General features: G+C 65.5%; 17 protein-coding genes. 6 read left to right on the top strand and 11 right to left on the bottom strand.

Annotated features, from left to right (window positions below):
• Positions 1 to 309 precede the first annotated feature (309 nt).
• Both L5014_RS39195 and L5014_RS03670 read left to right on the top strand, forming a co-directional pair.
• A complete protein-coding gene (locus L5014_RS39195; RefSeq protein WP_476638956.1) occupies positions 310 to 6,957 on the top strand; it encodes a YadA-like family protein in 6,648 nt (2,215 codons plus the stop codon).
• A 184-nt stretch (positions 6,958 to 7,141) separates the two neighbouring features.
• Positions 7,142 to 7,906, top strand: coding sequence for a ParA family protein (locus tag L5014_RS03670; RefSeq protein ID WP_238462495.1), 765 nt, complete (start codon positions 7,142 to 7,144; stop codon positions 7,904 to 7,906).
• 207 nt (positions 7,907 to 8,113) lie between these two features.
• On the opposite strand, the gene L5014_RS03665 is transcribed toward L5014_RS03670, so the two are convergent.
• The 7 genes from L5014_RS03665 to L5014_RS03635 all read right to left on the bottom strand — a co-directional run bounded on the left by L5014_RS03665 (position 8,114) and on the right by L5014_RS03635 (position 16,176).
• Positions 8,114 to 9,751 carry an AMP-binding protein gene (locus tag L5014_RS03665; RefSeq protein WP_238462223.1) on the bottom strand — a complete coding sequence of 546 codons (1,638 nt, stop codon included), beginning with the start codon at positions 9,749 to 9,751 and terminating at the stop codon, positions 8,114 to 8,116.
• Between the two features lie 90 nt (positions 9,752 to 9,841).
• Positions 9,842 to 10,258 carry a RidA family protein gene (locus tag L5014_RS03660; protein ID WP_238462222.1) on the bottom strand — a complete coding sequence of 139 codons (417 nt, stop codon included), beginning with the start codon at positions 10,256 to 10,258 and terminating at the stop codon, positions 9,842 to 9,844.
• Positions 10,259 to 10,310: 52 nt separating this feature from the next.
• A complete protein-coding gene (locus tag L5014_RS03655) occupies positions 10,311 to 11,522 on the bottom strand; it encodes an acyl-CoA dehydrogenase family protein (RefSeq protein ID WP_238462221.1) in 1,212 nt (403 codons plus the stop codon).
• Positions 11,523 to 11,526: 4 nt separating this feature from the next.
• On the bottom strand, positions 11,527 to 12,384 hold the full coding sequence (locus tag L5014_RS03650) for an enoyl-CoA hydratase family protein (RefSeq protein WP_238462220.1): 858 nt from the start codon (positions 12,382 to 12,384) through the stop codon (positions 11,527 to 11,529).
• 56 nt (positions 12,385 to 12,440) lie between these two features.
• Positions 12,441 to 13,001, bottom strand: coding sequence for a MarR family winged helix-turn-helix transcriptional regulator (locus L5014_RS03645; RefSeq protein ID WP_238462219.1), 561 nt, complete (start codon positions 12,999 to 13,001; stop codon positions 12,441 to 12,443).
• Positions 12,998 to 13,789, bottom strand: a complete 792-nt coding sequence (locus tag L5014_RS03640; protein WP_274389230.1) for an SDR family NAD(P)-dependent oxidoreductase — start codon at positions 13,787 to 13,789, stop codon at positions 12,998 to 13,000. Before L5014_RS03640 ends, L5014_RS03645 begins: the two co-directional genes overlap by 4 nt.
• Positions 13,790 to 13,791: 2 nt before the next feature.
• On the bottom strand, positions 13,792 to 16,176 hold the full coding sequence (locus L5014_RS03635) for a bifunctional salicylyl-CoA 5-hydroxylase/oxidoreductase (RefSeq protein ID WP_238462217.1): 2,385 nt from the start codon (positions 16,174 to 16,176) through the stop codon (positions 13,792 to 13,794).
• A gap of 261 nt (positions 16,177 to 16,437) precedes the next feature.
• On the opposite strand from L5014_RS03635, the gene opgC reads away from it, so the two are divergent.
• Entirely contained in the window at positions 16,438 to 17,526 is a 1,089-nt protein-coding gene (gene opgC, locus L5014_RS03630) for an OpgC domain-containing protein (protein ID WP_238462216.1), read from the top strand.
• Between the two features lie 179 nt (positions 17,527 to 17,705).
• Here opgC and L5014_RS03625 read toward each other — a convergent pair whose 3' ends face one another.
• Positions 17,706 to 18,470 (bottom strand): SDR family oxidoreductase, encoded by a 765-nt coding sequence (locus tag L5014_RS03625; protein WP_420800007.1) that lies wholly within the window; start codon positions 18,468 to 18,470, stop codon positions 17,706 to 17,708.
• A 181-nt stretch (positions 18,471 to 18,651) separates the two neighbouring features.
• On the opposite strand from L5014_RS03625, the gene L5014_RS38760 reads away from it, so the two are divergent.
• Positions 18,652 to 19,722 carry a ProQ/FINO family protein gene (locus tag L5014_RS38760; protein ID WP_238462214.1) on the top strand — a complete coding sequence of 357 codons (1,071 nt, stop codon included), beginning with the start codon at positions 18,652 to 18,654 and terminating at the stop codon, positions 19,720 to 19,722.
• A gap of 301 nt (positions 19,723 to 20,023) precedes the next feature.
• On the opposite strand, the gene L5014_RS03615 is transcribed toward L5014_RS38760, so the two are convergent.
• From L5014_RS03615 to L5014_RS03605, 3 genes are all read right to left on the bottom strand, one after another.
• The gene (locus tag L5014_RS03615; protein WP_238462213.1) at positions 20,024 to 20,791 is read right to left on the bottom strand and encodes a transglycosylase SLT domain-containing protein; all 768 of its coding nucleotides are present in this window, start codon (positions 20,789 to 20,791) and stop codon (positions 20,024 to 20,026) included.
• 149 nt (positions 20,792 to 20,940) lie between these two features.
• Positions 20,941 to 21,837, bottom strand: a complete 897-nt coding sequence (locus L5014_RS03610; RefSeq protein ID WP_238462212.1) for a fructose bisphosphate aldolase — start codon at positions 21,835 to 21,837, stop codon at positions 20,941 to 20,943.
• Positions 21,838 to 22,079: 242 nt separating this feature from the next.
• Positions 22,080 to 23,543, bottom strand: coding sequence for an aminotransferase-like domain-containing protein (locus tag L5014_RS03605; RefSeq protein WP_238462211.1), 1,464 nt, complete (start codon positions 23,541 to 23,543; stop codon positions 22,080 to 22,082).
• A 185-nt stretch (positions 23,544 to 23,728) separates the two neighbouring features.
• On the opposite strand from L5014_RS03605, the gene cyoA reads away from it, so the two are divergent.
• The gene (cyoA, locus tag L5014_RS03600) at positions 23,729 to 24,760 is read left to right on the top strand and encodes a ubiquinol oxidase subunit II (protein ID WP_238462210.1); all 1,032 of its coding nucleotides are present in this window, start codon (positions 23,729 to 23,731) and stop codon (positions 24,758 to 24,760) included.
• Between the two features lie 6 nt (positions 24,761 to 24,766).
• A complete protein-coding gene (cyoB, locus tag L5014_RS03595) occupies positions 24,767 to 26,779 on the top strand; it encodes a cytochrome o ubiquinol oxidase subunit I (RefSeq protein WP_238462209.1) in 2,013 nt (670 codons plus the stop codon).
• The last annotated feature ends 2 nt before the right edge of the window (positions 26,780 to 26,781 follow it).

Genomic DNA, 26,781 nt, shown 5'->3' with positions numbered 1-26,781 from the left:
CTGACGAATATCAGCTACGCCGGCATCTATGGTAGCGGCGACTCCAAATTCACCGGCGGCATCTATGGCTTCGGCGTACAGAAGAGTGTGTTGAATTACGACGACGCCTACAACGTGGGGCCGGGCCAGACCGCCGGCATACCGGGCTATACGAGCGTCACTCGCGGCTACGTCACGGAAACCGGCAACGGGATCACGCAGACCCAGTCGTGGGGCTTGAACACCATCGCAATGGGTTGCGATACGCAGGCAAACGGCTTTGGAGCCTATGCAGGCGGTTACGGCGCACAAGCGAACGGCGCGGGCGCGGTGGCATTCGGCATCTATTCCGTGGCGAGCGGACAAGGCTCGTTCGCATCGGGTATCGGCGCGACTGCGTCGAACACCGACACGATCGCCATCGGCTCGCTTTCAAAAGCAAACGGCACGAGCTCGATCGCGCTTGGCGCGCAGTCGACGGCAACCGGCGCTTCGGGCGTGGCGCTCGGCCATCTTGCCGTTGCGCAAGGCAACTATGGCATCGCTCAGGGTGACAGCTCGGTAGCAGGCGCGATCGGCCAGAACGTCGCGATCGGTTCGGCCGCCACGAATGCGAACAGCACGACCGATGCGGGCGGCGCCGTGGCTATTGGCCGTGCGCAGACCGCGACCGGCGACGGCGCGGTTGCGCTCGGCAGCGCCAACAAGGCCTTGGGCAGCGGCGCTATCTCGCTCGGTCTCACGACGACCGCCAGCGGCGTCGGCGCGGTGGCGCTTGGCAGCACCACGACGGCCAGCGCGACCAATGCTGTGGCGATCGGCCCCAACGCGACCGCCGCCTACGCGGACAGCGTGGCGATCGGCGCCAACAGCACGACCGGCGCGGCCGCCCCGACGGGTACCGGCTATGCCACCGGCACGGCAGCGCCTGTGGCCGAAGTCTCGGTCGGCAACGCGACCGAGCTGCGCCGCATCACCAACGTCGCGGACGGTTCGGCACCGCAGGACGCCGTGACGGTCGCCCAGTTGAGCACGAGCGACTCGAGCCTGTCGACGAGCGTCAGTTCGCTCTCGACCTCGGCCTCCACGGGCCTGTCTTCGCTCTCGACCGGTCTCTCGACGACCAACAGCAACCTCGACAGCCTGTCGATTTCGTCTTCGACGGGGCTCTCCTCGCTTTCGACAGTGACGTCCACGGGCTTGTCATCGCTCTCGACCGGCATCGATTCGCTGTCCACGGGCCTTTCGACGACCAACAGCAGCCTCGAAAGCCTTTCGACGGCGACCGCCAACAGCGGCGGTAACGTCAATTCGCTGTCGACGGCACTGGCGGATTTGTCCTCGTCGTCTTCGACCAGCATCAGCTCGCTGTCCACGTCGACAGCGACGGGTCTGAACGCGCTCTCGACGTCGACCTCGACGAGCATCGATACGCTGTCGACTTCCGCTTCGACCGGCTTGAGTTCGCTTTCGACGGTGACGTCCACGGGTCTGAGCTCGCTGTCGACTGGTCTGTCGACCACCGACAGCAACCTCTCGAGCCTCTCGACTGGCGTTGATTCGCTGTCCACCTCGGCTTCCACGAGCGCGAGCTCGCTCTCGACGAGCATCGATACGCTGTCGACTTCGGCCTCGACGGGTCTGAGCTCGCTTTCGACTGGTCTGTCGACCACCGACAGCAAGCTCTTGAGCCTTTCGACCGGCGTTGATTCGCTGTCCACTTCGGCTTCCACGAGCGCAAGCTCGTTGTCGACGAGCATCGATACGCTGTCGACTTCCGCCTCGACGGGTCTGAGCTCGCTTTCGACGGTGACGTCCACGGGTCTCTCATCGCTCTCGACCGGTCTGTCGACCACCGACAGCAACCTCTCGAGCCTCTCGACCGGCGTTGATTCGCTGTCCACCTCGGCTTCCACGAGCGCCAGTTCCCTGTCGACGAGCATCGATACGCTGTCGACTTCGGCCTCGACGGGTCTGAGCTCGCTTTCGACTGGTCTGTCGACCACCGACAGCAACCTCTCGAGCCTTTCGACCGGCGTCGATACGCTGTCCACTTCGGCTTCGACGAGCGTCAGCTCGCTCTCGACGAGCATCGATACGCTGTCGACTTCGGCCTCGACGGGTCTGAGCTCGCTTTCGACTGGTCTGTCGACCACCGACAGCAACCTCTCGAGCCTTTCGACCGGCGTCGATTCGCTGTCCACTTCGGCTTCCACGAGCGCCAGCTCCCTGTCGACGAGCATCGACACGCTCTCGATTTCGGCCTCGACGGGTCTAAGCTCGCTTTCGACTGGCCTGTCGACCACCGACAGCAACCTCTCGAGCCTTTCGACCGGCGTCGATTCGCTCTCCACTTCGGCTTCCACGAGCGCCAGCTCCCTGTCGACGAGCATCGACACGTTGTCGACCTCGACCTCGACGGGCGTCAGCTCGCTGTCGACCGCCATCGACAATCTCTCGACCTCAGCTTCGACCGGCCTCAGCTCGCTCTCGACGGTCACGTCCACGGGCCTGTCCTCGCTCTCGACCGGTCTGTCGACCACGGACAGCAACCTCTCGAGCCTCTCAACCGGCGTTGATTCGCTGTCCACTTCGGCCTCCACGAGCGCAAGCTCGCTGTCGACGAGCATCGATACGCTCTCGACTTCCGCCTCGACCGGCCTCAGCTCGCTCTCGACGGTCACGTCCACGGGCCTGTCCTCGCTCTCGACCGGTCTGTCGACCACGGACAGCAACCTCTCGAGCCTCTCAACCGGCGTCGATTCGCTGTCCACTTCGGCTTCCACGAGCGCCAGCTCCCTGTCGACAAGCATCGATACGCTCTCGACTTCGGCCTCGACCGGCCTCAGCTCGCTCTCGACGGTCACGTCCACGGGCTTGTCTTCGCTCTCGACCGGTCTGTCGACCACCGACAGCAACCTCTCGAGCCTCTCGACTGGCGTCGATTCGCTGTCCACTTCGGCTTCCACGAGCGCCAGCTCCCTGTCGACAAGCCTCGATACGCTCTCGACTTCCGCCTCGACCGGCCTCAGCTCGCTCTCGACGGTCACGTCCACGGGCCTGTCCTCGCTCTCGACCGGTCTGTCGACCACCGACAGCAACCTCTCGAGCCTCTCGACTGGCGTCGATTCGCTGTCCACTTCAGCTTCCACAAGCGCAAGCTCCCTGTCGACGAGCCTCGATACGCTCTCGACGTCGGCCTCGACCGGCCTGAGCTCGCTCTCGACGGTTACGTCCACGGGTCTGTCCTCGCTCTCGACGAGCCTCGATACGCTCTCGACGTCGACCTCGACCGGCCTGAGCTCGCTTTCGACGGTGACGTCCACGGGTCTCTCGTCGCTCTCGACCGGTCTGTCGACCACCGACAGCAACCTCTCGAGCCTCTCGACCGGCGTCGATTCGCTGTCGACTTCGGCTTCCACGAGCGCCAGCTCGCTCTCGACGAGCCTCGATACGCTGTCGACGTCGGCCTCGACCGGCCTGAGCTCGCTCTCGACGGTCACGTCCACGGGTCTCTCGTCGCTCTCGACCGGTCTGTCGACCACGGACAGCAACCTCTCGAGCCTCTCGACCGGCGTCGATTCGCTGTCCACTTCGGCTTCCACGAGCGCAAGCTCGCTGTCGACGAGCCTCGATACGCTCTCGACCTCGACCTCGACCGGCCTGAGCTCGCTTTCGACGGTGACGTCCACGGGTCTCTCGTCGCTGTCGACGGGTCTGTCGACCACCGACAGCAACCTCTCTAGCCTCTCGACCGGCGTCGATTCGCTGTCCACTTCGGCCTCCACGAGCGCAAGCTCGCTCTCGACGAGCCTCGATACGCTCTCGACGTCGACCTCGACCGGCCTGAGCTCGCTTTCGACGGTGACGTCCACGGGTCTCTCGTCGCTCTCGACCGGTCTGTCGACCACCGACAGCAACCTCTCGAGCCTCTCGACCGGCGTCGATTCGCTGTCCACTTCGGCTTCCACGAGCGCCAGCTCGCTGTCGACGAGCCTCGATACGCTGTCGACTTCCGCCTCGACCGGCCTCAGCTCGCTTTCGACGGTCACGTCCACGGGCCTGTCCTCGCTTTCGACCGGTCTGTCGACCACGGACAGCAACCTCTCGAGCCTCTCGACCGGCGTCGATTCGCTCTCCACTTCGGCTTCGACGAGCGCAAGCTCGCTGTCGACGAGCCTCGATACGCTCTCGACCTCGACCTCGACCGGCCTGAGCTCGCTTTCGACGGTGACGTCTACGGGTCTCTCGTCGCTCTCGACCGGTCTGTCGACCACCGACAGCAACCTCTCGAGCCTCTCGACCGGCGTTGATTCGCTGTCGACTTCGGCTTCCACGAGCGCCAGCTCGCTCTCGACGAGCCTCGATACGCTGTCGACGTCGGCCTCGACCGGCCTGAGCTCGCTCTCGACGGTCACGTCCACGGGTCTCTCGTCGCTCTCGACCGGTCTGTCGACCACCGACAGCAACCTCTCGAGCCTCTCGACCGGCGTTGATTCGCTGTCGACTTCGGCTTCCACGAGCGCCAGCTCGCTCTCGACGAGCCTCGATACGCTGTCGACGTCGGCCTCGACCGGCCTGAGCTCGCTCTCGACGGTCACGTCCACGGGTCTCTCGTCGCTCTCGACCGGTCTGTCGACCACGGACAGCAACCTCTCGAGCCTCTCGACCGGCGTCGATTCGCTGTCCACTTCGGCCTCCACGAGCGCAAGCTCGCTCTCGACGAGCCTCGACACGCTGTCGACTTCCGCCTCGACCGGCCTCAGCTCGCTCTCGACGGTCACGTCCACGGGTCTCTCATCGCTCTCGACCGGTCTGTCGACCACCGACAGCAACCTCTCGAGCCTTTCGACCGGCGTCGATTCGCTGTCCACTTCGGCTTCGACGGGCTTGAGCTCGCTCTCGACGGTCACGTCCACGGGTCTCTCGTCGCTTTCGACCGGTCTGTCGACCACCGACAGCAACCTCTCGAGCCTTTCGACCGGCGTCGATTCGCTGTCCACTTCGGCTTCGACGAGCGCAAGCTCGCTCTCGACGAGCCTCGATTCGCTGTCCACTTCCGCCTCGACCGGCCTCAGCTCGCTTTCGACGGTGACGTCCACGGGTCTCTCGTCGCTCTCGACCGGTCTGTCGACCACCGACAGCAACCTCTCGAGCCTCTCGACCGGCGTCGATTCGCTGTCGACTTCCGCCTCGACCGGCCTCAGCTCGCTCTCGACCGGACTGTCGACCACCGACAGCATGCTCGACTCGCTCTCGACTTCAACGTCCACGGGCTACCTGGAACTGTCCACGGGCCTCTCGTCACTGTCCACGCTAACCTCGACCAGCGTGAGCTCGCTGTCCACGGGCGTCGTGTCGCTCTCGACCGGTATGGTTTCGCTGTCGACCGTGGTGGTCTCGCTGTCGACTTCGGCCTCCACGGGCATCGCGTCGCTCTCGACCGGCCTCGACACGACCAACAGCAATCTGAATTCGCTGTCGTCGTCGACTTCGTCTAGCGTTGCCTCGCTCTCGACCGGTCTCGACACCACGAACAGCAATCTGAATTCGCTGTCGACGTCGACTTCGACAGGCATCGCCTCGGTGTCGACCGGCGTGCAATCGCTGTCGGCATCGACTTCGTCGAGCGTCGCGTCGCTCTCGACCGGACTCGACACGACGAACAGCAATCTGAATTCACTCTCGACGTCGACTTCGTCGAGCGTTGCATCGCTCTCGACCGGCCTCGATACCACGAACAGCAATCTGAATTCGCTCTCGTCGTCCACCTCGTCGAGCGTCGCCTCGCTCTCGACCGGCATCGACACGACCAACAGCAATCTGAACTCGCTGTCGACGTCGACGTCGTCTAGCGTCGCCTCGCTCTCGACCGGCATCGACACGACCAACAGCAATCTGAATTCGCTGTCGACGACCACCTCGGCCGGCTTCGTTTCGCTGTCGACGGGCATGGATGCGCTGTCCACGAGCATCGACACGACCAACAGCAGCTTGCAAAGCCTCTCGACTGCGGCCGCAAGCAGCACCGGCGGCGTCAACTCGCTGTCGACGATGGTGACCGATCTGTCCGCGTCGACCTCGACAGGCATTTCCTCGCTGTCGACCGGTCTCTCGACGGTCTCTTCGGAAGTCAGCTCGCTGTCGACCACGGTTGCGCCGGTGGTGCAGATGATCGACGCCGCGAATGCAGCGGGTAATGCCTTCATGGGCACGCTGGCCGGCGGTATGAACAACGACGGCTCCGTGCAGACGCGCGGTGCGACGGGCGGCGCGATCCACAACGTCAGCGCACAAGATTGCGCCTCGGTGAACGGTGTCGACGCCACAGGCTCGGGTCTGTGCGCGACGGCCAATGGCGAGGGTGCAACGGCGTATGGTTCGAACGCGAACGCAACCGGCAACAACTCGACGGCCATGGGCTACCGTGCAACGACGCAGAACGCGAACACGGTCGCGGTCGGCGCAGGCTCGATCGCCGCAGGTTCGAACGGAACGGCAGTCGGCGTGAACTCGCGCGCTTCCGGTCAGGGCTCGGTCGCCGTGGGCTATGGCGCGTCGGCGCCGGGCGCCAACTCGGTGGCCATCGGCCAAGGCTCGGTTGCGACGGAAGACAACACCGTCTCGTTCGGCACGGCCCGCGCCGAGCGACGCCTCACCAACATCGCGGCGGGCATTGCGCCGACCGATGCGGCAACGGTCTCGCAACTCGGCAGCGTGCAGTCCAACGTGAACAACGTGGCACGCACGGCATACGCCGGCACTGCACTCGCGATGGCCATGAGCGGCACGTATCTGCCGTCGCTCAACGCGGGCGAGAAGACCGTGGGTGTGGGCTTCGGCTCGTACCAGGGCTACAGCGCGGTCGCGGTGAACTTCAAGGGCTTGTCGGGCAACGGCCGCTGGGGCTACGGCGCCGGTGTCTCGACCACGGGCCATGACGTTGGCGTGAACGCCGGGGTGGGCTGGAAGTGGTAATCAAGCAGTAGAGGAGGGAACGACGGGCGGCCTGCAATGGCCGCCCGTCGTCATTTCCACGACCGCATTGCACAAATCGAATCCATGGGGCCGCCAGGTCCCGATATTATTGTTGGTGTGCTGCAATGCAGTAACGTTCGGGTATGCTGGCAGCTCTTTTAAAGCTTCCATTCGAGGGGAGAGCATGCGGCGCGTCGTATTCAATCAGAAAGGTGGCGTAGGGAAATCGACGATTGTTTGCAACCTCGCGGCCATTAGCGCCAGCGAAGGGTTGCGGACGCTGGTTATCGATCTGGATGCGCAGGCGAATTCAACGCAATACCTGCTCGGCACGCGCGCAAGCGAGGCGCACCCCACCGCCGCGAGCTTTTTTGAAACCGCGTTGACGTTCAGCTTCAAACCCGTGGAAGCGACGTCCTTTATTCATCCGACACCGTTTGAGAATCTGGACATCATGCCCGGTCATCCCGACCTGGATACGCTGCACAGCAAACTGGAATCTCGCTACAAGATCTACAAGCTGCGCGACGCGCTCAATGAACTCGACATGTATGACGCGGTTTATATCGATACACCGCCGGCATTGAACTTCTACACCCGGGCCGCGCTGATCGCGGTCGAGCGTTGCCTCATTCCGTTCGATTGCGACGACTTTTCCCGGCGCGCGCTTTACACCTTGCTCGAGAACGTGAAGGAGATCCACCAGGATCACAACGCCGCGCTAGAAGTGGAGGGTATCGTCATCAACCAGTTTCAGCCTCGTGCGAGCCTGCCTCAAAAGCTGGTCGATGAACTCATTGGCGAGGGCTTGCCGGTGCTGGCTTCGCGGCTGTCGTCGTCTGTGAAGATCCGCGAATCGCATCAGCAGGCGAAGCCCGTTATTCACCTCGATCCAGGACACAAGCTCTCGCTTGAGTATCGCGCCTTGCATCGAGAACTGACGCAGTAACTGCGCAGCTAGAGATCCGGCGTGTGCCGGCGCCGAAACAATCAACATTATATTAATAATGTCAAACACTAAGGCCTGATCCGTTATAAATTTAACGTTTTACGTTGTATTACTTGAATTAGTTGGCGTTGACGATCGGAAACCAGCAAAACAAAAAGGGCGATGCGCCAGGTAAGCGCATCGCCCTTTGTCTCATTCCAGCCTGGGTCACATCGTCTTCAGTGCCGAGCGTTTGAGCTTGCCGGTCTCGGTTCTCGGCAGCGCATCGATGAACGCGATCAGGCGCGGATACTTGTACGCCGCCACCGCGTTCTTCACGAAACCCTGTAGCTCGGCCACCATGGCGTCGTTGCCCTCGAAACCCGGGCGCAACACGACAAATGCCTTCACCACCTGTCCGCGCAATTCGTCGGGCACGCCCGTCACGCCGCATTCCGCCACGGCAGGGTGCTGCATCAGCACGGTCTCGATCTCCGGGCCCGCGATGTTGTAGCCGGACGAGACGATCATGTCGTCGGAGCGCGCCTGATAGAACACGTAGCCGTCGGCGTCGATGGTGACGGCGTCGCCGGGCAGGTTCCAGCCGTCGCGCACGAACTTCATCTGCCGCTCGTCGGCCAGATAGCGGCAGCCCGTTGGCCCGCGCACGGCGAGATTGCCGGTAACGCCGTGCGGCACCGGTTGCATCGCGTCGTCGAGCGCCTGCACGACATAGCCCGGCACCGCACGGCCGATCGACCCGGCGCGCACGTCGCTGCCAGCCGAGGAAATGAAAATGTGGATCATCTCCGTGCCGCCGATGCCGTCGATCATCTCGATGCCCGTTGCCTCGCGCCACACGTCGCGCGTGGTCTGCGGCAGCGCTTCGCCGGCCGATACCGTGCTGCGCAGGCTGGAAATGTCGACGTCCTTCACGAGCGGCGCCATCTGCCGGTAGAAGGTGGGCGCCGTGAATACGGTCGTCGCGCGAAAACGCTCGATGGTCTGCAAGAGCAGCGCGGGCGTGAGCTTTTCGATCAACACCGTCGAGGCGCCCACGCGCAACGGGAAGCAAAGCAGGCCACCCAGCCCGAACGTGAAGGCCAGCGGCGGCGTGCCGCAAAACACGTCGTCGGCTGTGGGTTTGAGCACGTAGCGTGGGAACAGGTCGCACATCGCGATCACGTCGCGATGGAACTGCATGCAGCCCTTCGGCGTGCCGGTCGTGCCGCTCGTGAACGCGATCAGGCAGACGTCGTCGCTCGCCGTGTCGCACGCGGCGAACGTGGCGGGCTTCTTCGCGGCGAGACCTTCGAGGCTCTCGGGCGCGTCGTCGTGAAAATGGCGTACCTGTTTGAGATCCGCGCAGAAGAATTCGTCTGCGGGATTCATGCAGCGCGCGAGTTCGTCGGCAAGCCGCACGTCGCAGAGCGCCGCGCTCACGCACGCCTTGTCGATGATCTGCTTGAGTTCCTTCGCGCGCAGGAGCGGCATGGTCGGCACGACCACGAGGCCGGCCTTCAGCGAGGCGAGCAGCGCGACGGCCATCTGCAGCGTATTGGGGCCGCGCAGCAGCACGCGATTGCCCGGCTTCAGGCCCATGTCCTCCACCAGCACATGGGCGCTGCGGTCCACGAGCTCGCGCAACTGCGCATACGTGGTCGCCTGCGGCTTGTCGTCGACCTCGGACCAGATGGCCGGGCGTTCGCCATGCCCGGCCTCGATGGCGCGGTCCAGCAATTCGGCCGCGCAGTTCAGACGCGCCGGGTAGGCGACATCGGGATTGTCGAGAAGCAGCACGGGCCACTGCGCTTCGGGCGGCAGATGATCGCGTGCGAATGTATCGACGTGAGCGGTCGGTTGCATGGTGTCTCCGTCTCCAGCTTGCTGTTTTCGAACAGTGCTCTCGTGAGTGCTACGGCCTGGTGTGCAGCCTCGTGTGCAGCCTGGCGTGGATTACTGGCTCGACAAGCGCACGTCGTCGGGAATCACGGCCGTTGCCTCGATTTCCACTTTCGCGTCGTCCTCCACGAGCGCGACCACCTGAACGGCGCTCATGGCGATGTCGTAATCGCCGATCAACTCGCGAAACGCCGCGCCGATCTCCTTGAGCGATGCCAGGTACTCCTTTTTGTCGACGACGTACCAGGTGAGGCGCACCAGATGCTCGGGCTTGCCGCCCGCCGCTTCGAGCACGGCCACGATATTGCGCAGCGCCTGCACGGCCTGCGCGCCGAACTCGCGGCTCGTGAAGCGCGCGTTCTCGTCCCAGCCGATCTGGCCGGCGATGTAGACCTGGGTGCCCACGGCGGCGACGCCGTTGGCATAACCGCGCGGCTTGATCCAGCCTGCGGGAAGAATGGCTTTTTTCATGGATGTTTCGCGTTCGTTGAGTGAGCGGCAAACGAGGGGGATATGCCGCGGGTTATGCCGCGGGATGTTCCGCGTGATATTCCTTGAGCAGGTCGCGTCCGACGATCAACTGCTGGACTTCGGTCGCGCCTTCGTAAATACGCAGCGAGCGAATCTCGCGATAAAGCGATTCCACGATGTTGCCGCTTTGCACGCCCATGCCGCCCCAGAGCTGCACGGCCGCGTCGATCACCTGTTGCGCGCCTTCGCTCGCATGCCACTTCGCCATGGCGGCTTCGCGCGTGACGCTCACGCCCTGGTCGCGCAGCCAGGCCGCGCGATAGACGAGCAGGGCGCTGCTGTCGATGGTGAGCGCCATCTGCGCGAGCTTCGCCTGCGTCAGTTGAAAATCGCCGAGCGTCTGGTTGAACATCGTGCGCGACGCGGCACGCGCGAGGCCTTCGGCCATGGCGCGGCGCGCAAAGCCCAGCGACGCGGCGGCCACCGAGGTGCGGAAGATGTCGAGCGTGCGCATGGCGATCTTGAAGCCTTCGCCCGGCGTGCCCAGCATCTGGCTCTTCTTCACGCGCGCGCCGCTGAAGCGCAGGCGCGCGAGCGGATGCGGCGCGATCACGTCGATGCGCTCGGCAATTTCGAGCCCCGGCGTGTCGGCATCCACGATGAACGCGCTGATGCCGCGCGCGCCCGGCGCTTCGCCGGTGCGTGCGAAGACCACATAGAAGTCGGCGATGCCGCCGTTCGAGATCCACGTCTTCTCGCCGTCGAGCACGTAGTCGTCGCCCTCGGCGCGCGCGGCCAGCACCATCGCGGCGACGTCGGAGCCCGCGTTCGGCTCGGAGAGCGCGAACGCGGCAATCGCCTCGCCCTTCGCGACGCGCGGCAGGTAGCGCGACTTCTGCGCGTCGTCGCCGGCAAGCGAGATCGCGCCCGAGCCCAAGCCCTGCATCGCGAGTGCGAAGTCGGCGAGACCGGAGTGCTTCGCGAGCGTCTCGCGCAGCAGGCACACGGCGCGCGTGTCGATGGTGTCGCCATGGCCGCCGTAAGCAGTGCCGCCCACGCCGTAGCGCAGCCAGCCCGCCGCGCCCAGCTTGCGCACGAGCGCACGGCAAGTTTCGTCGACGTCATCGTGCGACACGTGCGCGAGATGCTCGCACGCCCACGCTTGCACGTCCGTGGCAAGCGTGCGGTGCCGGTCTTCGAAGAACGGCCACGCGAGTGCGCCGTGCAGCGTGTTGTCAGCCGTTGCGCTCGATTGCGTATTCACTTGCTTAATCTCCCTTGAAAACCGGACGCGTCTTCGCCGCGAACGCTTCGTAGGCGCGGCCAAAGTCGCGCGTCGCCATGCAGATCGCCTGGGCCTGCGCTTCCGATTCGATCGCTTCGTCGATGCTCATGGTCCATTCCTGATGCAGCATCGTCTTCGTGATGCCATGCGCGAAGGTCGGGCCCGCCGCGAGTTCGGCCGCGAGCTTCCGTGCCTCGGGCAGCAGCGCTTGCGGTTCGCACAGACGGTTATAGAAGCCCCATGCATGGCCTTCCTCGCCGCTTGCGGAGCGGCCCGTGTAGAGCAGCTCGGCCGCGCGGCCCTGGCCGATGATGCGCGGCAGGATCGCGCAAGCGCCCATATCGCAGCCCGCGAGGCCCACTCGCGTGAAGAGAAACGCGAGCTTGCTGCGCGCGGTGGCGTAGCGCATGTCGGACGCCATGGCGAGAATCGCGCCCGCGCCCGCGCAAACGCCGTCCACGGCCGCGATGATCGGCTGCGGACAATGGCGCATTGCTTTCACGAGGTCGCCGGTCATGCGCGTGAACATCAGCAGCTCGGGCATCGGCAGGTCGATGAGCGGCGCGATGATGTCGTGCACGTCGCCGCCCGAGCAGAAGTTCTCGCCCGCGCCATGCAGCACAACGGTCTTCACGTCGGTCGCGTAGGCGAGTTGACGGAACAGGTCGCGCAACTCCGCATACGATTCGAACGTGAGCGGATTCTTGCGCTCGGGGCGATTGAGCGTGATCGTGGCCACGCGGCCCTCGACCGACCAGCCGAAGTGCTTTGCCTCGTAACCGGCCAGCGTCACGCGGTTGCCCGCGAAGAGCGCATCTGCGCTGGAGCGTTCTGTCGTCAAGGTATCTCTCCTTCCTGGTATCTGCTTCGTACTGCTTGTCTTCAGGGCCGCGCGCTTCAGCCTTCCAGGCTGTCGCGCAGATGTTGCTTGAGCTTGCCGAGGCGCTCGTGCATCTTCGACTTCTCGTCGAGCGAGAGGCCGCCGAACATCTCCACCACCCATTGCTCGTGCGCGGCCGCCATGCGGTCGAACGCGGCGCGGCCTTCGGGCGTGAGGCGCACGGCGATCGAGCGGCGGTCCTCGGGGTCGGCATCGCGCACGACGAGGCCTTCTTTTTCGAGCTGATCGGTGATGCCGGTGACGTTGCCGCCCGTGACCATCAGGCGACGCGAAAGCTCGGTCATCCGGAGTCCTTCGGGATGACGTTCGAGCTGCGCCATCAAGTCGAAGCGCGGCAGCGTGGTGTCGAACTCGGTGCGCAGGCGCCGGCGCAGTTCGGCTTGCACGAGGTTCGTCGTGGTGAGCAGGCGTAGCCAGAGGCGCAGGCCCATATGGCTATCGGCGCCGGTGCTCATCTCCATGTCGACGACATTTTCCGCGGGCTGGGCGACGCCCTTGCGCGTCGTCTTTGCCGCAGGCGCCTTGCGCGCCTTGTCTTTCAGCACGGGCGAGGTCATGTGATTTCTCCACCAGAAACGGATATCGATTGCCCGGTGATCGAGGACGAGCCGGGCGCGCACAGCCACAGCACCGCGTTGGCGACTTCGTCCGGCTGCACGAAGCGCTGCTGCGGGTTGTGGCGCACGAGGATGCTACGCGCCTCGGCTTCGCTGCGCGAGGTCTTGCGCGTGATCTGGTCGAGCGAGGCCTGCAACAGCTCCGTTTCCGTATAACCGGGGCACACCGCGTTCACCGTGATGCCCTGCGTGGCCACTTCGAGCGCAAGCGCGCGCGTCATGCCGATCACGCCATGTTTCGAGGCGCAATACGCGGCCACATAGGGATAGCCCACCTGGCCCGCCGTGCTCGCCACGTTGACGATGCGTCCGCTCTTGCGTGCGAGCATGGCCGGCAGCACGGCGCGCGTGCAGAGGAACACGCCGGTGAGATTCACGTCGAGCATGCGCTTCCAGAGCGCGAGATCGGTCTGCGCGAACGGCGACGCGGTGGCCTGACCCGCGTTGTTCACGAGGATGTCGATGGCGCCAAGACCATCGGCGGCGCGGGCAAACGCGGCGCTCACGGCGTCTTCGTCGGTTACGTCGACGCTCACGCAGGCGATCTGCGCGCCGCCGCCGAGCGCCGCGCTTAGTGCGTCACGCTGCGCGTCGAGCTTCGCCGCGTCGCGGCCCATCAGCGTGACGCGTGCGCCGGCGCGCAGCAGCGCGGCAGCCGTCGCCGCGCCGATGCCGCTGCCGCCGCCCGTGACGACAGCATGGCGATCCTTCAGCGTATCGTTGCTCATGCTCACACCGTTCCTTCGGCGCGCTGTGCGCGTTCGAGCGGGGAGAGGCCCGCAGCAGCCGCGGCCGCCGCGCGTTCGCGCTCGATGTTGCGTTCGAGTTGGGTCTTCGCGGCCGTGTACTGGTTCGGCCACTTCACGTCGAAGTAACCGATCTTCGCGGCTTCGTTGAGCGTCCACGCCGGATTCGCGAGGTGCGGACGCGCCACGGCGCAGAGGTCGGCGCGGCCCGCCGCGATAATGCCGTTCACGTGATCGGCCTCGGAGATCGCGCCCACCGCAATCGTCGCGATGCCGGCTTCGTTGCGGATGCGGTCCGCGAACGGCGTCTGGAACATGCGGCCATACACGGGCTTTTCGTCCTTGCTCACCTGGCCCGACGAAACGTCGATCATGTCAGCGCCCGCCGCCTTGAAGGCGCGAGCGATCGCCACGGCGTCGTCGGGGGTGATGCCGCCTTCGACCCAGTCGTGTGCGGAAATACGCACCGAAATGGGCTTGTGCTCGGGCCACACGGCGCGGATCGCATTGAATACCTGCAACGGAAAGCGCAGGCGATTGTCGAGCGAGCCGCCATATTCGTCGGTGCGCTGGTTCGTGAGCGGCGAGAGGAAGCTCGAAAGCAGATAGCCGTGCGCGCAGTGCAGTTCGAGCCAGTCGAAGCCGGCTTCGTTAGCCATCTGCGTGGAGCGCACGAATTGCGCTTCGATTTCGCGCAGCTCGTCGGCGCTCGCCGCGTGCGACCACTGGCTCACGCCGCGCAGATATTGCTGCGGCGAAGCGGAAACGAGCGGCCAGTTGCCGTCGTCGAGCGGCTGGTCGATGCCTTCCCATGCCACGCGCGTCGAACCCTTCGCACCCGAGTGACCGAGCTGGATGCCGATCTTCGCGTCCGAGCCCGTATGCACGAAATCGACGATGCGCTTCCACGCCTGCAAATGCTCGGGCGCGTACATGCCGGGGCAGGCGGGCGTGATGCGCGCTTCGGGCGACACGCAGGTCATCTCGGTCATCACGAGCGCCGCGCCGCCCATCGCACGCGCGCCCAGATGCATCAGATGGTAGTCGCCGGCCACGCCGTCATGAGCGGAATACTGCGCCATCGGCGAGACCACCACGCGGTTCTTGAGCGTGACGCCGCGCACCGTGTACGGGGTGAACATCGGCGGCGCAGCGCGCTTGCCGGCATCCGTGGCCGCATGCGCACCTGCACCCGCACGTTCGGCGAGCCACGACTCGAAGCCGCCCAGGTAGTGCGCGTCGCGCTCGCGCAGGTTCTCGTGCGAGATGCGCTGCGAGCGCGTGAGCAGCGAGTAGGCGAACTGCTCGGGCTCGAACTGTGCATAGCGGTCCACGTGCTCGAACCATTCCGTGGAATTGCGCGCGGCATTCTGGATGCGCAGCACGTCCACGCTGCGCACGCTCGTGTAGTGATGGAGCGCGGCGCGCAGATCGCCCGGATGCGTGTCCATGCTGTTGGCAAGCTCGATGGCATCTTCGAGCGCGAGCTTCGTGCCCGAGCCGATCGAGAAGTGCGCGGTATGCGCCGCGTCGCCCATCAGCACGACCGGCGTCTGCTTGCCGTCCGCGCTGGTTTTCCAGTGCACCCACTCGCGGTTCACGACGCGCGGGAAGCGGATCCACTGCGACGAGCCGCGCAGATGCGACGCGTTCGAGCGCAGCGCGTGGCCGTCGAGATAGCGTGCGAACAGCTTCTCGCAGAACGCGATGCTGTCTTCCTTGCTCATGTCTTCGAGGCCTGCGGCACGCCAGACGTGCTCGGGCGTTTCGACGATGAACGTCGAAGTGTTGTCGTCGAAGCGGTAGGCGTGCGCCTGGAACCAGCCGAATTCGGTTTCTTCGAACGCGAACGTGAAGGCGTCGAACAGCTTCGAGGTGCCGAGCCACACGAAGCGGCAATCGCGCATGTCGATGTCCGGCTGATAAGTCGCCGCATACTTCTGGCGTATCGCGCTGTTCAGGCCGTCGCTGGCGATGATGAGGTCGGCGTTCTGCACATCTTCGTCGCTCATCTGGGTCTCGAACACGAGCTTCACGCCGAGCTGCTCGCAGCGCGCCTGCAGGATATTCAACAGACGCTTGCGGCCGATGCCGCAAAAGCCGTGGCCCGACGAGCGCACCGAGCGCCCGCGGAAATGGATCTCGATGTCGTCCCAGTGATTGAACGCGTCGAGGATCTCCGACGCGCTTTCCGGATCGGCCGCGCGCAGATTGCCGAGCGTCTGGTCCGAGAACACCACGCCCCAGCCGAACGTGTCGTATGGGCGGTTTCGTTCGATCACCGTGATTTCGTAGTCCGGGTGACGCCGCTTCATCAACAGGCCGAAGTACAGCCCGGCTGGCCCGCCACCGATGCAAACAATGCGCATGCTCGCTCCCTTGATCAATCTGCAAGGGCAGAGTAGGTCGATTTACTTTAGGTGTCAAGTAAATTCCCGAGGAGCCGGGAAAGCCCTGGCGCGCGCGGCAGAAGAAAAGAACCTGGCGTCGAGGGAGCGTCGACCCAGCGCGGTCGAGCACGCAATCCTTACGTGCATCTTTCCGCCTCGTGTGAAAACTGCGCGCGTGCAGCGACATGTGCGATGCTGCGAGCGATGCCAATGGCGCGGGTGCAACGGGAGTATCGATTGATGAATCAGATACCGAAGCGATCGATCGAAATCGACTTCTTTCGCGGTTTCGCGCTGATTGCGATCGCTCTCGATCACATTCCTTCCAGTGTGCTTTCTCACGGCATGCTGCACACCTTCGCGTATTGCGATTCGGCTGAGGTATTCGTGTTCGTGAGCGGCTACGTGGCGGCGGCGAGTTGGCTTGCGATCGCCGCGAAGAAGGGCGCCGATGCCGCCAACCGGCGCTTCTGGCGGCGCGGGCGCGAAATCTATGCGGCCTATCTGTGCGCGGCGGCGCTGATGCTGCTTTCCGGTGCAGCCGCCGTGGCGCTGCGCGTGGATTCGCCGCTCGTCGCGAATTCGGGCTTTCTGCGCTTCATGACGCATCCGTTCGCGATGCTCGGCAATATCGCCGTCTTTCGCGATCAGCCGTATCTGGCCGGCGTCCTGCCGCTCTATGTGATTCTCGTGCTCGCGCTACCCGTCGTCATGCCGCTCGCGTGGCGCGCGCCCGACGTCGCGTTGCTGGGCAGCTTCGGCATCTGGCTCGGGGGCTGCTGGCTCGTGCGCTATCTGCCCGCCGTGCCGGGATCGAACTGGCCGTTCAATCCGTTTGCGTGGCAGGCGATGTTCATGCTCGGCCTGCTGTGCCGGCTCTACCCCGTGTCGGAGGCATTCCAGGTTTCGCGGCTCGGCCGCACGCTGACGCTGCTCGCGTGCGCGCTCGTCATCATGTTCGCATTCATGCGTCTTTTCGTGGAGATCGAGCCGCAGCCGGGCTATATGAAGCAGAACCTCGCGAGCCTGCGCATCGTGAGCTTTGGCGCGGTGGCCTGGCTCGCCGTGCAGGCGGTGCGGCTGGGCTGGATCGGCTGGCTGGCACGGCGCCTGCCGGGCGTCGTCACGGTGGGGCAGCAGGGGCTCGTGTGTTTCGTGGGCGGCGCGCTCGCATCGAATACGATCGATACGCTGCTGCGCGCAACGCATGTGAGCGCCTTCTTGCCCGCGCGGCTCGCGGGTGATCTGCTCGCTATCGGCGCGTTGCTGATGCTCGCCGGCGGTGCGAAGCGATTGAAAGAGATACGGCCGCACGTCGCCCTCACGTGAAGGGCCAGTGTGCTTGCACAGGTGAGGATTTGCGGGAGCGCCGACGAATCTGGCGGCACGGGGCACGCCAGATACACCTGAAATACAAGGGAAACAACGACTTGACGTCAGTACCCCGGCAGGACGCTCACCCTCGAAGGTGAGCATTTGCGGGAGGCTACGGCAATTACCGTTAGCTCTTAGGCGAGTTCGCGCACGTCGGCCGTCGGCGTTGTGCCAAACGCGTCGCTCAACGCGTAGTCGATCAGTTGCCGTGCCGCGTGCTCCGGCGAAGCGAGTTGGCCGGCTTCCTTTAGTTGTTCGAAGCGTTCGCGCAAAGGGAACTTGTCGGCGCCGGTGGCGCGTATGGTCGCTTGCATGCCGGTGTCCACGACGCCCGGCGCAACGCTGCAGATGCGCACCGCAGGCGGCGCGTCGAGCGCCACGGCGCGGGCGTGATGATCGAGCGCGGCCTTGGTCGCGCAATAGACGCTCCAGCCCGCGTAGGCGTTGCGCGCGGCGCCGCTCGATAGGTGCACGATGCGGCGATCCTGCGCCTGGCCCGCCGCATCGCCCGAAGCAAAGGCGTTGGCGAGCATCAGCGGCGCCGCGACATTGAGCGTGATCGCGCGAGCGATCGTGCTGGCATCCTGAGCGCCGAGCAGCGCGATCGGGTCGACGGTGCCGGCATTGTTGAACAGCAGCACGCACTGCGCACCCTGCGCGAACTGGCGCAGCGCGCCGCTCGCGAGCCAGTGCTCAAGCGCGGCGGGATCGGCGAGATCGAGCGTGACTTGCTGGAATTGCGCGGCAGAGGGCGCCCGCTCGCGCGCAGCCAGCGTGGGGTGCGCGCTGCGGCCGAGGCCGAGAACGTCGATTTGGCGCTCGATCAGCAATTCTGCGAGGGCGGCGCCGAGTCCACGGGAATGGCCGGTCACGATGGCGCGGATCGAAGGAGGATTCATGGTGGAAACTATCATGATTTGCAGGAAAAAGCGCGCTGCGCATGGGGTGGCGCAGGCATCGGCGGATGAAGCTCGACGCTCGCACGACCCGCCCCGAAGCAAGGGCTTCGCGTGCCGGAACAAAACACGCTGCGCGAATTCTGTATCATAGCGTCCGATCCAATAAGGAAGAGATCTGGACGTGAAAGCCGCATCGCAACAACGCCGTACCCTGAGCTTCAAGGAAGGCCTTCGGGAAATCAAGAAGAGCATGGGCCTGGGTACCGAGCAGCCTCCCGAAGAACAGACACAGTCGCCGCAAGGCCGGCACGCGCCGAACAGCCCCAGGACGGGCTCCAAGGCGGGCCCCGGCGCGGGCGCAAAGACCGGGCAGCAGAAGGCGGGGCAGGGTCAGCGGCGCGCGCAGGGTGCGCCCAGCCACAAGGGGCCCAAAGGTCCCCGTCCCGGCGGCGGTGCGGACGACGCGCGCGCGCGGTCCCGGCAGCGCAGTCAGGCACAAGGCAAGCCCGCTGGCGATGCCGGCGAGGCTGGCGAGACCGGCAAAGCGGCCGGCGCGCGCCAGGACGCCAGGGGCCAGCAGTCTCGCCCGGCGCGCGGCCCGCGCGGTCCGCACGATGGCGAGCGCGGCGGCCAGCGCCAGCGTCCGGCACGCCAGCAGCAGTCGATGGCCAATCTGAGCGAGGCCGAAAAGGCGCGCATCGAGCGCAATCGCCAGCTCAATACGGTCTGGAATGTTTTCGCCAAGCACTATCCGGCATTCCGCGATCGCCTGCCGCTGAAGATCGGCGTGGTCGAGGACCTCGTCGCGCGCCATCCCGATTACGAGCGCACGCTGATCGTCGCCGTGCTCAAGCGCCACGTGAATCATCCGCGCTATCACGAGCGCGTTGCCGAAGGCGGCTCGCGCTACGAGCTGGACGGCGGCGTCTCGGAAGGCCCGGGCATCGACCCGTCGCACGTCGGCCGTGCCAAAGCGGCGCTCGCGCACCAGAAGGCAAAGGCCGAGGCGCGCGCCAAGGAGCAGGAAACGGGTAAGGCTGCGGTGCCGGCCGAGCAGGCTGCCGATTCGGCTGGTGCGCCTGCCGTTGCTGCTGATTCGGCACCGGCAGCGCACGATCCGGCTGCGGCTGCACAAGCGACGGAGCACGCCGCAGCCGCGCCGCAGCAAACGGCCGAGCCGGCACAGGGGCAGGCCCCCGAAGCCTCCGTCAAGGCCAGCAACGACGACGCAGCACCCGCCGCAAACGGCTGAGCGGCGCATCGGCATGTGGCCGGCCTGGCCGCCAACCCGGCGGCGGGCTGCGCTGCGGGGCGCGCTCTTAACCGGCTACCGGCGCGCTCGCTGCCGCAGCGGCAATGCGGCACCACGGTCCATCTAGCGTGGCGCTTGCACCTTGGCCAGCAAGTGGACGAGCCAGATCGAGACAGCGCCGAGCCGGTCCAGCGTCCAGCCCCCGGCTTTGCCGCCGCTGGACGCCTGATCGCCCGATCGCCTGATTGCATTACCACCTGGGAATATGGAGTTGCAGCGCGGTCGAATCTGGAGCGCGGCTTCAGCGTTCGCGCGAGCGGATGTTGCTGCGGGCCTCGAGCACGCCGCGCATGGCCGACGCCTCGGCGCCCTGAGCGGGCGAAAGGGACTGCGCAGACCGAAGGGATGACGCGGAAGTTTGCGCCGCCGGCGCCGCGCTGGCTGGCAACGCCGCCGCGGCACCCGTGGACGAGCCGCTTGCTGCACCGTCGTCCGCGGCGGCGCCGTCGACGTTGGCCGAGAAAGCCCCACTAAAAGCGCCCGGCGCATCCGTTGAAGCACCCCCGGCTTGCGGCGCGCTCGCCGCGTCCAGCACGCGGCTGAATTCCGCGGCGCGCGTGCGGATTTTTTCCGCGTAGGCCTTCGACCCGCCGTAATTCTTCATCGCCGCGTCGAGATCGCCGCCGGCAGCGCGCTTGTAGCCATAGAGAATCGATGACCCCACATCGATATTCACTTCGGGGTTCGTGAGATCCTTTCCGTTGCGCAACAAATTACGGTGTGCCGAGGGCACGACCTGCATGAGCCCGGTCGCGTTATTCGAGCCGTGCGCCTTCTCGCGAAAGCGCGATTCGATCGAGATGATGGCGAGGAGCACGGCGGGCGGCAGCGAGTATTTCTCGGCGGCCGTGGTCACGGCCTGCGAAATCTTGACCGCTTTTTCCTTTGCCAGGCCGAACTTCTGGCTCAGGTAGCTGGGGAGCTTCTTGTCGTCTCCCGGAGGCTGCTGGGCCGCCGCGTATTGGACGAGGCCCGGCAGCATGACGATCAGGCAGAGTAACCGCCTCATGGCCGGTCCTTTCTTGAGCACTTTCGTGAGCAAACAAGTGAGCAAACAACGGTTGAGCGGATGAAAGGCGCACAGTATAACCAACCACGAAAAAAGGCAGCCGGGGCGTGCCCCGGCTGCCGATCTCAATACCCTTCGCCTGATTGCGCTCAGACTTTCTCGACGGAAGCCTTGTAGATTTCGTCGATGCTCGCGGCGAGCGCGGCGTCGAATTCGGCATCGCTCATTTGCCGGGTGAGGTCGTTGATGAGCGCGCGCGAGAAGCTCGCGATCATGCCGTGATTGGCCGCCAGCCGCCGGCATGCGTCGCTGCGCGTATAGCCGCCCGAGAGCGCGACCACGCGCACGACGCGCGGGTGGTCGATGAGCGGCTTGTAGAAGTCGGGCGTGTCGGGAATCGTCAGCTTGATCATGACGTTGCGCGAAGCGGGCAGGGCGTCGAGCCCCTTGAGCAGTTCGTCGCGCAGCAGCGCTTCGGCCTGCGCCTTGTCCGGCGACTTGATCGACACCTCGGGTTCGAGAATCGGCACGAGGCCGCGCGCGCCAATCTGCTCGCCCACCTCGAACTGCTGTTTCGCGATGGCCGCGATGCCCGAAGGCGACGCGTGCTCGATCACCGAGCGCATCTTGGTGCCGAAGATGCCCGCTTTCAGTGCCCGCTCCAGCAGCGCGTCGAGGGCCGGCATCGGCTTCATGAGGCGCACGCCGTCGGCTTCAGCCTCGAGGCCCTTGTCGACCTTGAGGAAGGGCACCACGCCGCGCTCCTCCCAAAGAAACGCGGGCACCGGCTTGCCGTTCGCCTGGCCGTCCATGGTCTGCTCGAAGAGAATCGCGCCGATCACCTTCGCGCCCGTGAAAGCCGGCGCGCTGACGATGCGCACGCGCATCTCGTGCATGAGCCGGAACATCTCGGCCTCGCCGCTGTATTCGCTCTCGGGGATCCCGTATTGCCGCAGCGCGCCAGGCGTCGAGCCGCCGCTCTGATCGAGCGCGGCAATGAATCCAGGCTTGTCGCGCATCTGCCGCAGCATCGTGTCGTTGGCCATGTCAAACCTCTCGAAAAAAGCGCCGGCGCGCGGCGCGGTGATGTGGGCCCGCTGCTGGACCAACGGCCAGGGCCGGCTGCTGGGACCAACCGGTGGACCCCGTTGCTGGAGCCAGATTCGGGCGCATGCGATCCGGTGAGTGTACTGGGGCAACGCGGCAACGTCTCGGCCGATATGTGCGGCAACCGCCGGTCGTGCGGCCAGCGCGTCCGGCTGCTAGAGGAGCAAGCGCAATGCCAGCATTAGACCAGCACCTGCGCGGGCGCCGACCGGTCGCTCGCGAGCAGCGTCGATAGCCGCCGCAGCGCGGCCTGCAAGCGCGTGCGCTCGGCGGTGGCGCCCAGCGAGATGCGGATTGCGTTGGCCGCGCGGGCCGCGTTGGCCGTGTTACCGGTCGCGCCTGGCTCGAAGGCCGTGGACGGCGCCACGGCCAGGCCTTCGGTACTCGCGGCCGCCGCCAGTTCGCGCGCCTGCCAGTAGCTCGGCAGCGCGTACCAGAGATGAATGCCCGCGTTCTCACCCGTCGCCGGACCGAGCGTCTGCGCCGCCATGCGCTGACGTGCCTGCGCCTCGGCGCGCACGCCTTCGAAGATGTGCGCGGCCGTGCCGTCCTCGATCCATTGCAGCGCCAGCGCGTTCGTGAGCGGCGCGGCCATGAGCGAAAACGTGCGCAGCGCGGCCAGCACGCGCGCGTGCGATGCCGCGTCGGGGAGCGCCAGAAACGCCGTGCGCAGGCCGGGCGAGAGCGTTTTCGAAAGCGTGGAGAGATAGCAGACCTGCGCCGGCGCAAGACGCGCGAGCGGCGGCGGCGCCTCGGGCGCGAAGCGCCAGTAGGGATCGTCTTCGACAATGCGCAGGCCGCAGCGCGCCGCCACCTTCAGGATCGCGCGGCGGCGCGCCTCCGGCATGGTCGTGGCGGTGGGGTTCTGCAGCGTGGGGTTCAGGTACAGGAGGCGCGCGCCCTGCGGACCGCCCAGGCCATGCCGAGCGTCCGGGCGGCACGCGGCTTCGAGCGCATCGGGCAGCATGCCTTCGGCGTCCGTCGCCACGGTTTCGAGGCGGCGCCCCAACTGCGCGACCGCGTGCGGCAGCCCCGGATAGACGAGCGGCTCGCTCAGCACCGCGTCGCCCGGCTCCGTGAACGCGAGGACCAACGCAGCCAGCGCCGCCTGCGCCCCGGGGCACACCATCATTTGCGCGGGGTCGATCTTGCCGAGCATCGGCTCGAGCCATTTCGCGCCCGCCGCGCAATCGGCCGCGCTGCCGCCGCCGATGTGATAGGTCATCAGCAAGTCGGCGTCGCTGCGCAGCAGGAGGCGCGAGAGGCCTTCGCGCAGCAGCGCGTCGGTGTCGATGCCGGCCGGCGGGGGCGGGATGTTCATGCTCAGGTCCACGCGCCGCTCGAGTTCCGCGCGCGGCGCCGCGATGAAGGTGCCGAGCGGTCCGCGTGCCTCGATCAGCGCGCGCCGCCGCGCCTCGTTGAAGCCGCGCGTGACGGTGGTGAGATCGACGCCGAGCAGGGCCGCGAGCGCGCGCTGCGCGGGCACGCGCTCGCCCGGCGTCAGTGTGCCTTCGGCCACCGCGCACTCGATGAAGTCGACGAGCCGCAGATAGCGCGGCCCGCTGCCGCCCTGTAGCGCCGAAGCCCAGGTCTTGGCCCATCCAGAGGCCGTGTTGTCCGGATCGATCAGGTCATTTTGCGCCATTTTGTCGCAGATGTATGCACGATGTCTTACTCTAGCATGCGGACACGAAGCGCGTAAATCCATACATATAGGGTATGTATGGTTGCTCAGGTTGGTTATCGGGGGTGGCCGTGTCCGGCCGCTGTCGTGAAAGCGATATGAGCACGTATGGATGGGTTTGCGCGATCGTCAACCTGGAACCCGACATGCGCATCCCCCACACACGAAGAGGACCGGCCGCCGAAGCCGGCCCGCCGCTTTCACAATCTGCTTCCCGCTTACGCTCATCCTTCCCGCACGCCATTCGCCACGCACGCACCGCCGCAACGCTTGCGGGCGCGGCCGCGCTCGCGCTGCTCGGCGGCTGCAACTCCGTGCTGCTCGACCCGAAAGGCGACATCGGCGTGCAGGAAAAGAACCTCATCCTGATCGCGCTCGGCCTGATGCTGCTCGTGGTGATCCCCGTGATCGCGCTCACGCTCTGGTTCGCGTGGCGCTATCGCGCGTCCAACACGCGCGCGACCTATGCGCCGAAGTGGGCGCATTCGACGGCCATCGAAGTCGTGGTGTGGTCGATTCCCTGCGTGATCGTGCTCACGCTCGGCGTGCTGATCTGGCACACCACGCATTCGCTCGATCCGTACAAGCCGATCGAATCGCAGCAGAAGCCGATTCGCGTGGACGTGGTCGCGCTGAACTGGAAGTGGCTCTTCATCTACCCGGATTACGGCGTTGCCTCGGTGAACCAGTTGGCGATTCCCGTCGATACACCCGTGTCGTTCCGCCTGACCGCCGACTCGCTGATGAACTCGTTCTTCATTCCGCAACTGGGCAGCCAGGTCTACGCGATGTCGGGCATGCAGACGCAGTTGCATCTGATCGCGAACCACCCAGGCACCTATGCGGGCCGCTCGGCGGCATTCAGCGGGCCGGGGTTCTCGGACATGCATTTCGACACGCTCGCTACGAGCCGCGCCGACTTCGACGCCTGGATCGCACGCGCGAAGGCCTCGCCGGCGGTGCTGAGCCGCGGCGCCTACCAGCAGCTCGCGCAACCGGGCGAGAAGGCGCCCGTCGCCCTCTACTCGAACGTCGCGCCGGGTCTCTTCGACGGCGTGGTCGGCCAGTACATGCGCGACGTGCACGGCAATCCAATTTGCGGCACGGGCGCGAACGTTCCCGCACTCACCCTTGAACGCAGCGGGGCACGCGCGCCCGCCACCCTCGCAGCGGAGTAAATACACATGTTCGGAAAACTCACGCTCGATGCCGTTCCCTGGCACGAGCCGATCATCATGGGCACCGGCGCCGTCGTGGCGCTCGGCGGCCTCGTCCTGCTCGCCGCGATCACGCTCGCGGGGAAGTGGGGCTATCTGTGGCGCGAGTGGATCACCTCGGTGGATCACAAGCGCATCGGCATCATGTACATCGTGCTCGCGGTCGTCATGCTGCTGCGCGGTTTCGCTGACGCGATCATGATGCGCGCGCAGCAAGCCGTGGCCTTTAACGACGCGGCCGGCTATCTGCCGCCGCATCACTACGACCAGATCTTCACGGCGCACGGCGTCATCATGATCTTCTTCGTGGCCACGCCGCTCATTCTCGGGCTCATGAACGTGGTCGTGCCGCTGCAGATCGGTGCGCGCGACGTGGCGTATCCGTTCGTGAACTCGCTCTCGTACTGGCTCTCGGTGGTGGGCGCGGTGCTGGTGATGGTCTCGATGTTCGTCGGCGACTTCGCCGCGACGGGCTGGGTCGCGTATCCGCCGCTCTCGGGGCTGGGCTACAGCCCGACAGTCGGTGTGGACTACTACATATGGTCGTTGCAGCTATCGGGCCTCGGGACGACGCTCTCGGGCATCAACTTCATCGTGACGATCCTGCGCATGCGCGCGCCCGGCATGGGCCTCATGAAGATGCCCGTGTTCGTGTGGACGGCGTTCATCACCAACATCCTGATCGTCGCGGTGTTCCCGGTGCTCACCGGCACGCTCGCGCTGCTCACGATGGACCGCTATCTCGACATGCATTTCTTCACGAACGAGCTTGGCGGCAACGCGATGATGTACATCAACCTGATCTGGGTGTGGGGTCACCCCGAGGTGTACATCCTGATCCTGCCGGCATTTGGCGCCTACTCGGAGATCATCGCCACGTTCTCGGGCAAGCCGCTGTTCGGCTACAAGTCGATGGTGTACGCCACGGCCTCGATCGGCATTCTGTCGTTCTTCGTCTGGCTCCATCACTTCTTCACGATGGGCTCGGGCGCAAACGTCAATGCGTTCTTCGGCATCATGACCACGATCATTTCGATCCCGACCGGCGTGAAGCTGTTCAACTGGCTCTTCACGATGTACCGCGGCCGCATCCGCTATCACAGCGCGACGCTCTGGACCATCGGTTTCATGGTGACGTTCGCTGTGGGCGGCATGACGGGCGTGCTGCTCGCGGTGCCGGGCGCGGACTTCGTGCTGCACAACTCGCTGTTCCTCGTCGCGCACTTCCATAACGTGATCATCGGCGGCGTGGTGTTCGGCTGTCTTGCGGGCATCAGCTTCTGGTTCCCGAAGGTGTTCGGCTTCACGCTCAACGAGTTCTGGGGCAAGGTGTCGTTCTGGTGCTGGCTGATCGGCTATTGGCTCGCGTTCACGCCGCTCTATATCCTCGGCTTCGAAGGCATGACGCGCCGCATGAATCACTACGCGGTGCCCGGCTGGCATCCGTGGCTCGTAGTGGCGCTCGTGGGCGCGGTGTTCGTGGGTCTCGGCATCCTCGCCTTTATCGTGCAGCTTTACGTGAGCATTCGCGAGCGCGATGCGAACCGCGACGTCACCGGCGACCCGTGGGACGGCCGCAGTCTCGAATGGTCGACGGCCTCGCCCGCGCCGTTCTACAACTTCGCCGTGCTGCCGGAGATCACTTCGATGGAGCAGCACTGGGACAACAAGGAAGCAGGCCGCGCCTACGTGCAACCGCGCGCCTACGAAGACATCCATATGCCGCGCAATACGGGGGCGGGCTTCATCATCGCCGCCTTCAGCCTGCTGTTCGGCTTCGCTGTCGTGTGGCACATGTGGCTGTTCGCGGCGGTGGGGCTCGTGGGCATGATCGCCACGTTCATCGTGCGCAGCTACGACCAGGACGTCGATTACTGGGTGCCGGCGGCTGAGGTCGAGCGCATCGAGAACGCGCGCTTCAAGCAGCTTGGTATCGCAAAGCGTTTCGCAAAACCCGAGCAAATCGAGGAGATGGCTTAAAC

The sequence above is a fragment of the Paraburkholderia tagetis genome, assembly GCF_022213065.1.
Lineage (GTDB): Bacteria > Pseudomonadota > Gammaproteobacteria > Burkholderiales > Burkholderiaceae > Paraburkholderia > Paraburkholderia tagetis.
Note: the sequence above shows the minus strand (reverse complement) of the source record. Positions and strands in the feature narration are given on the sequence as shown.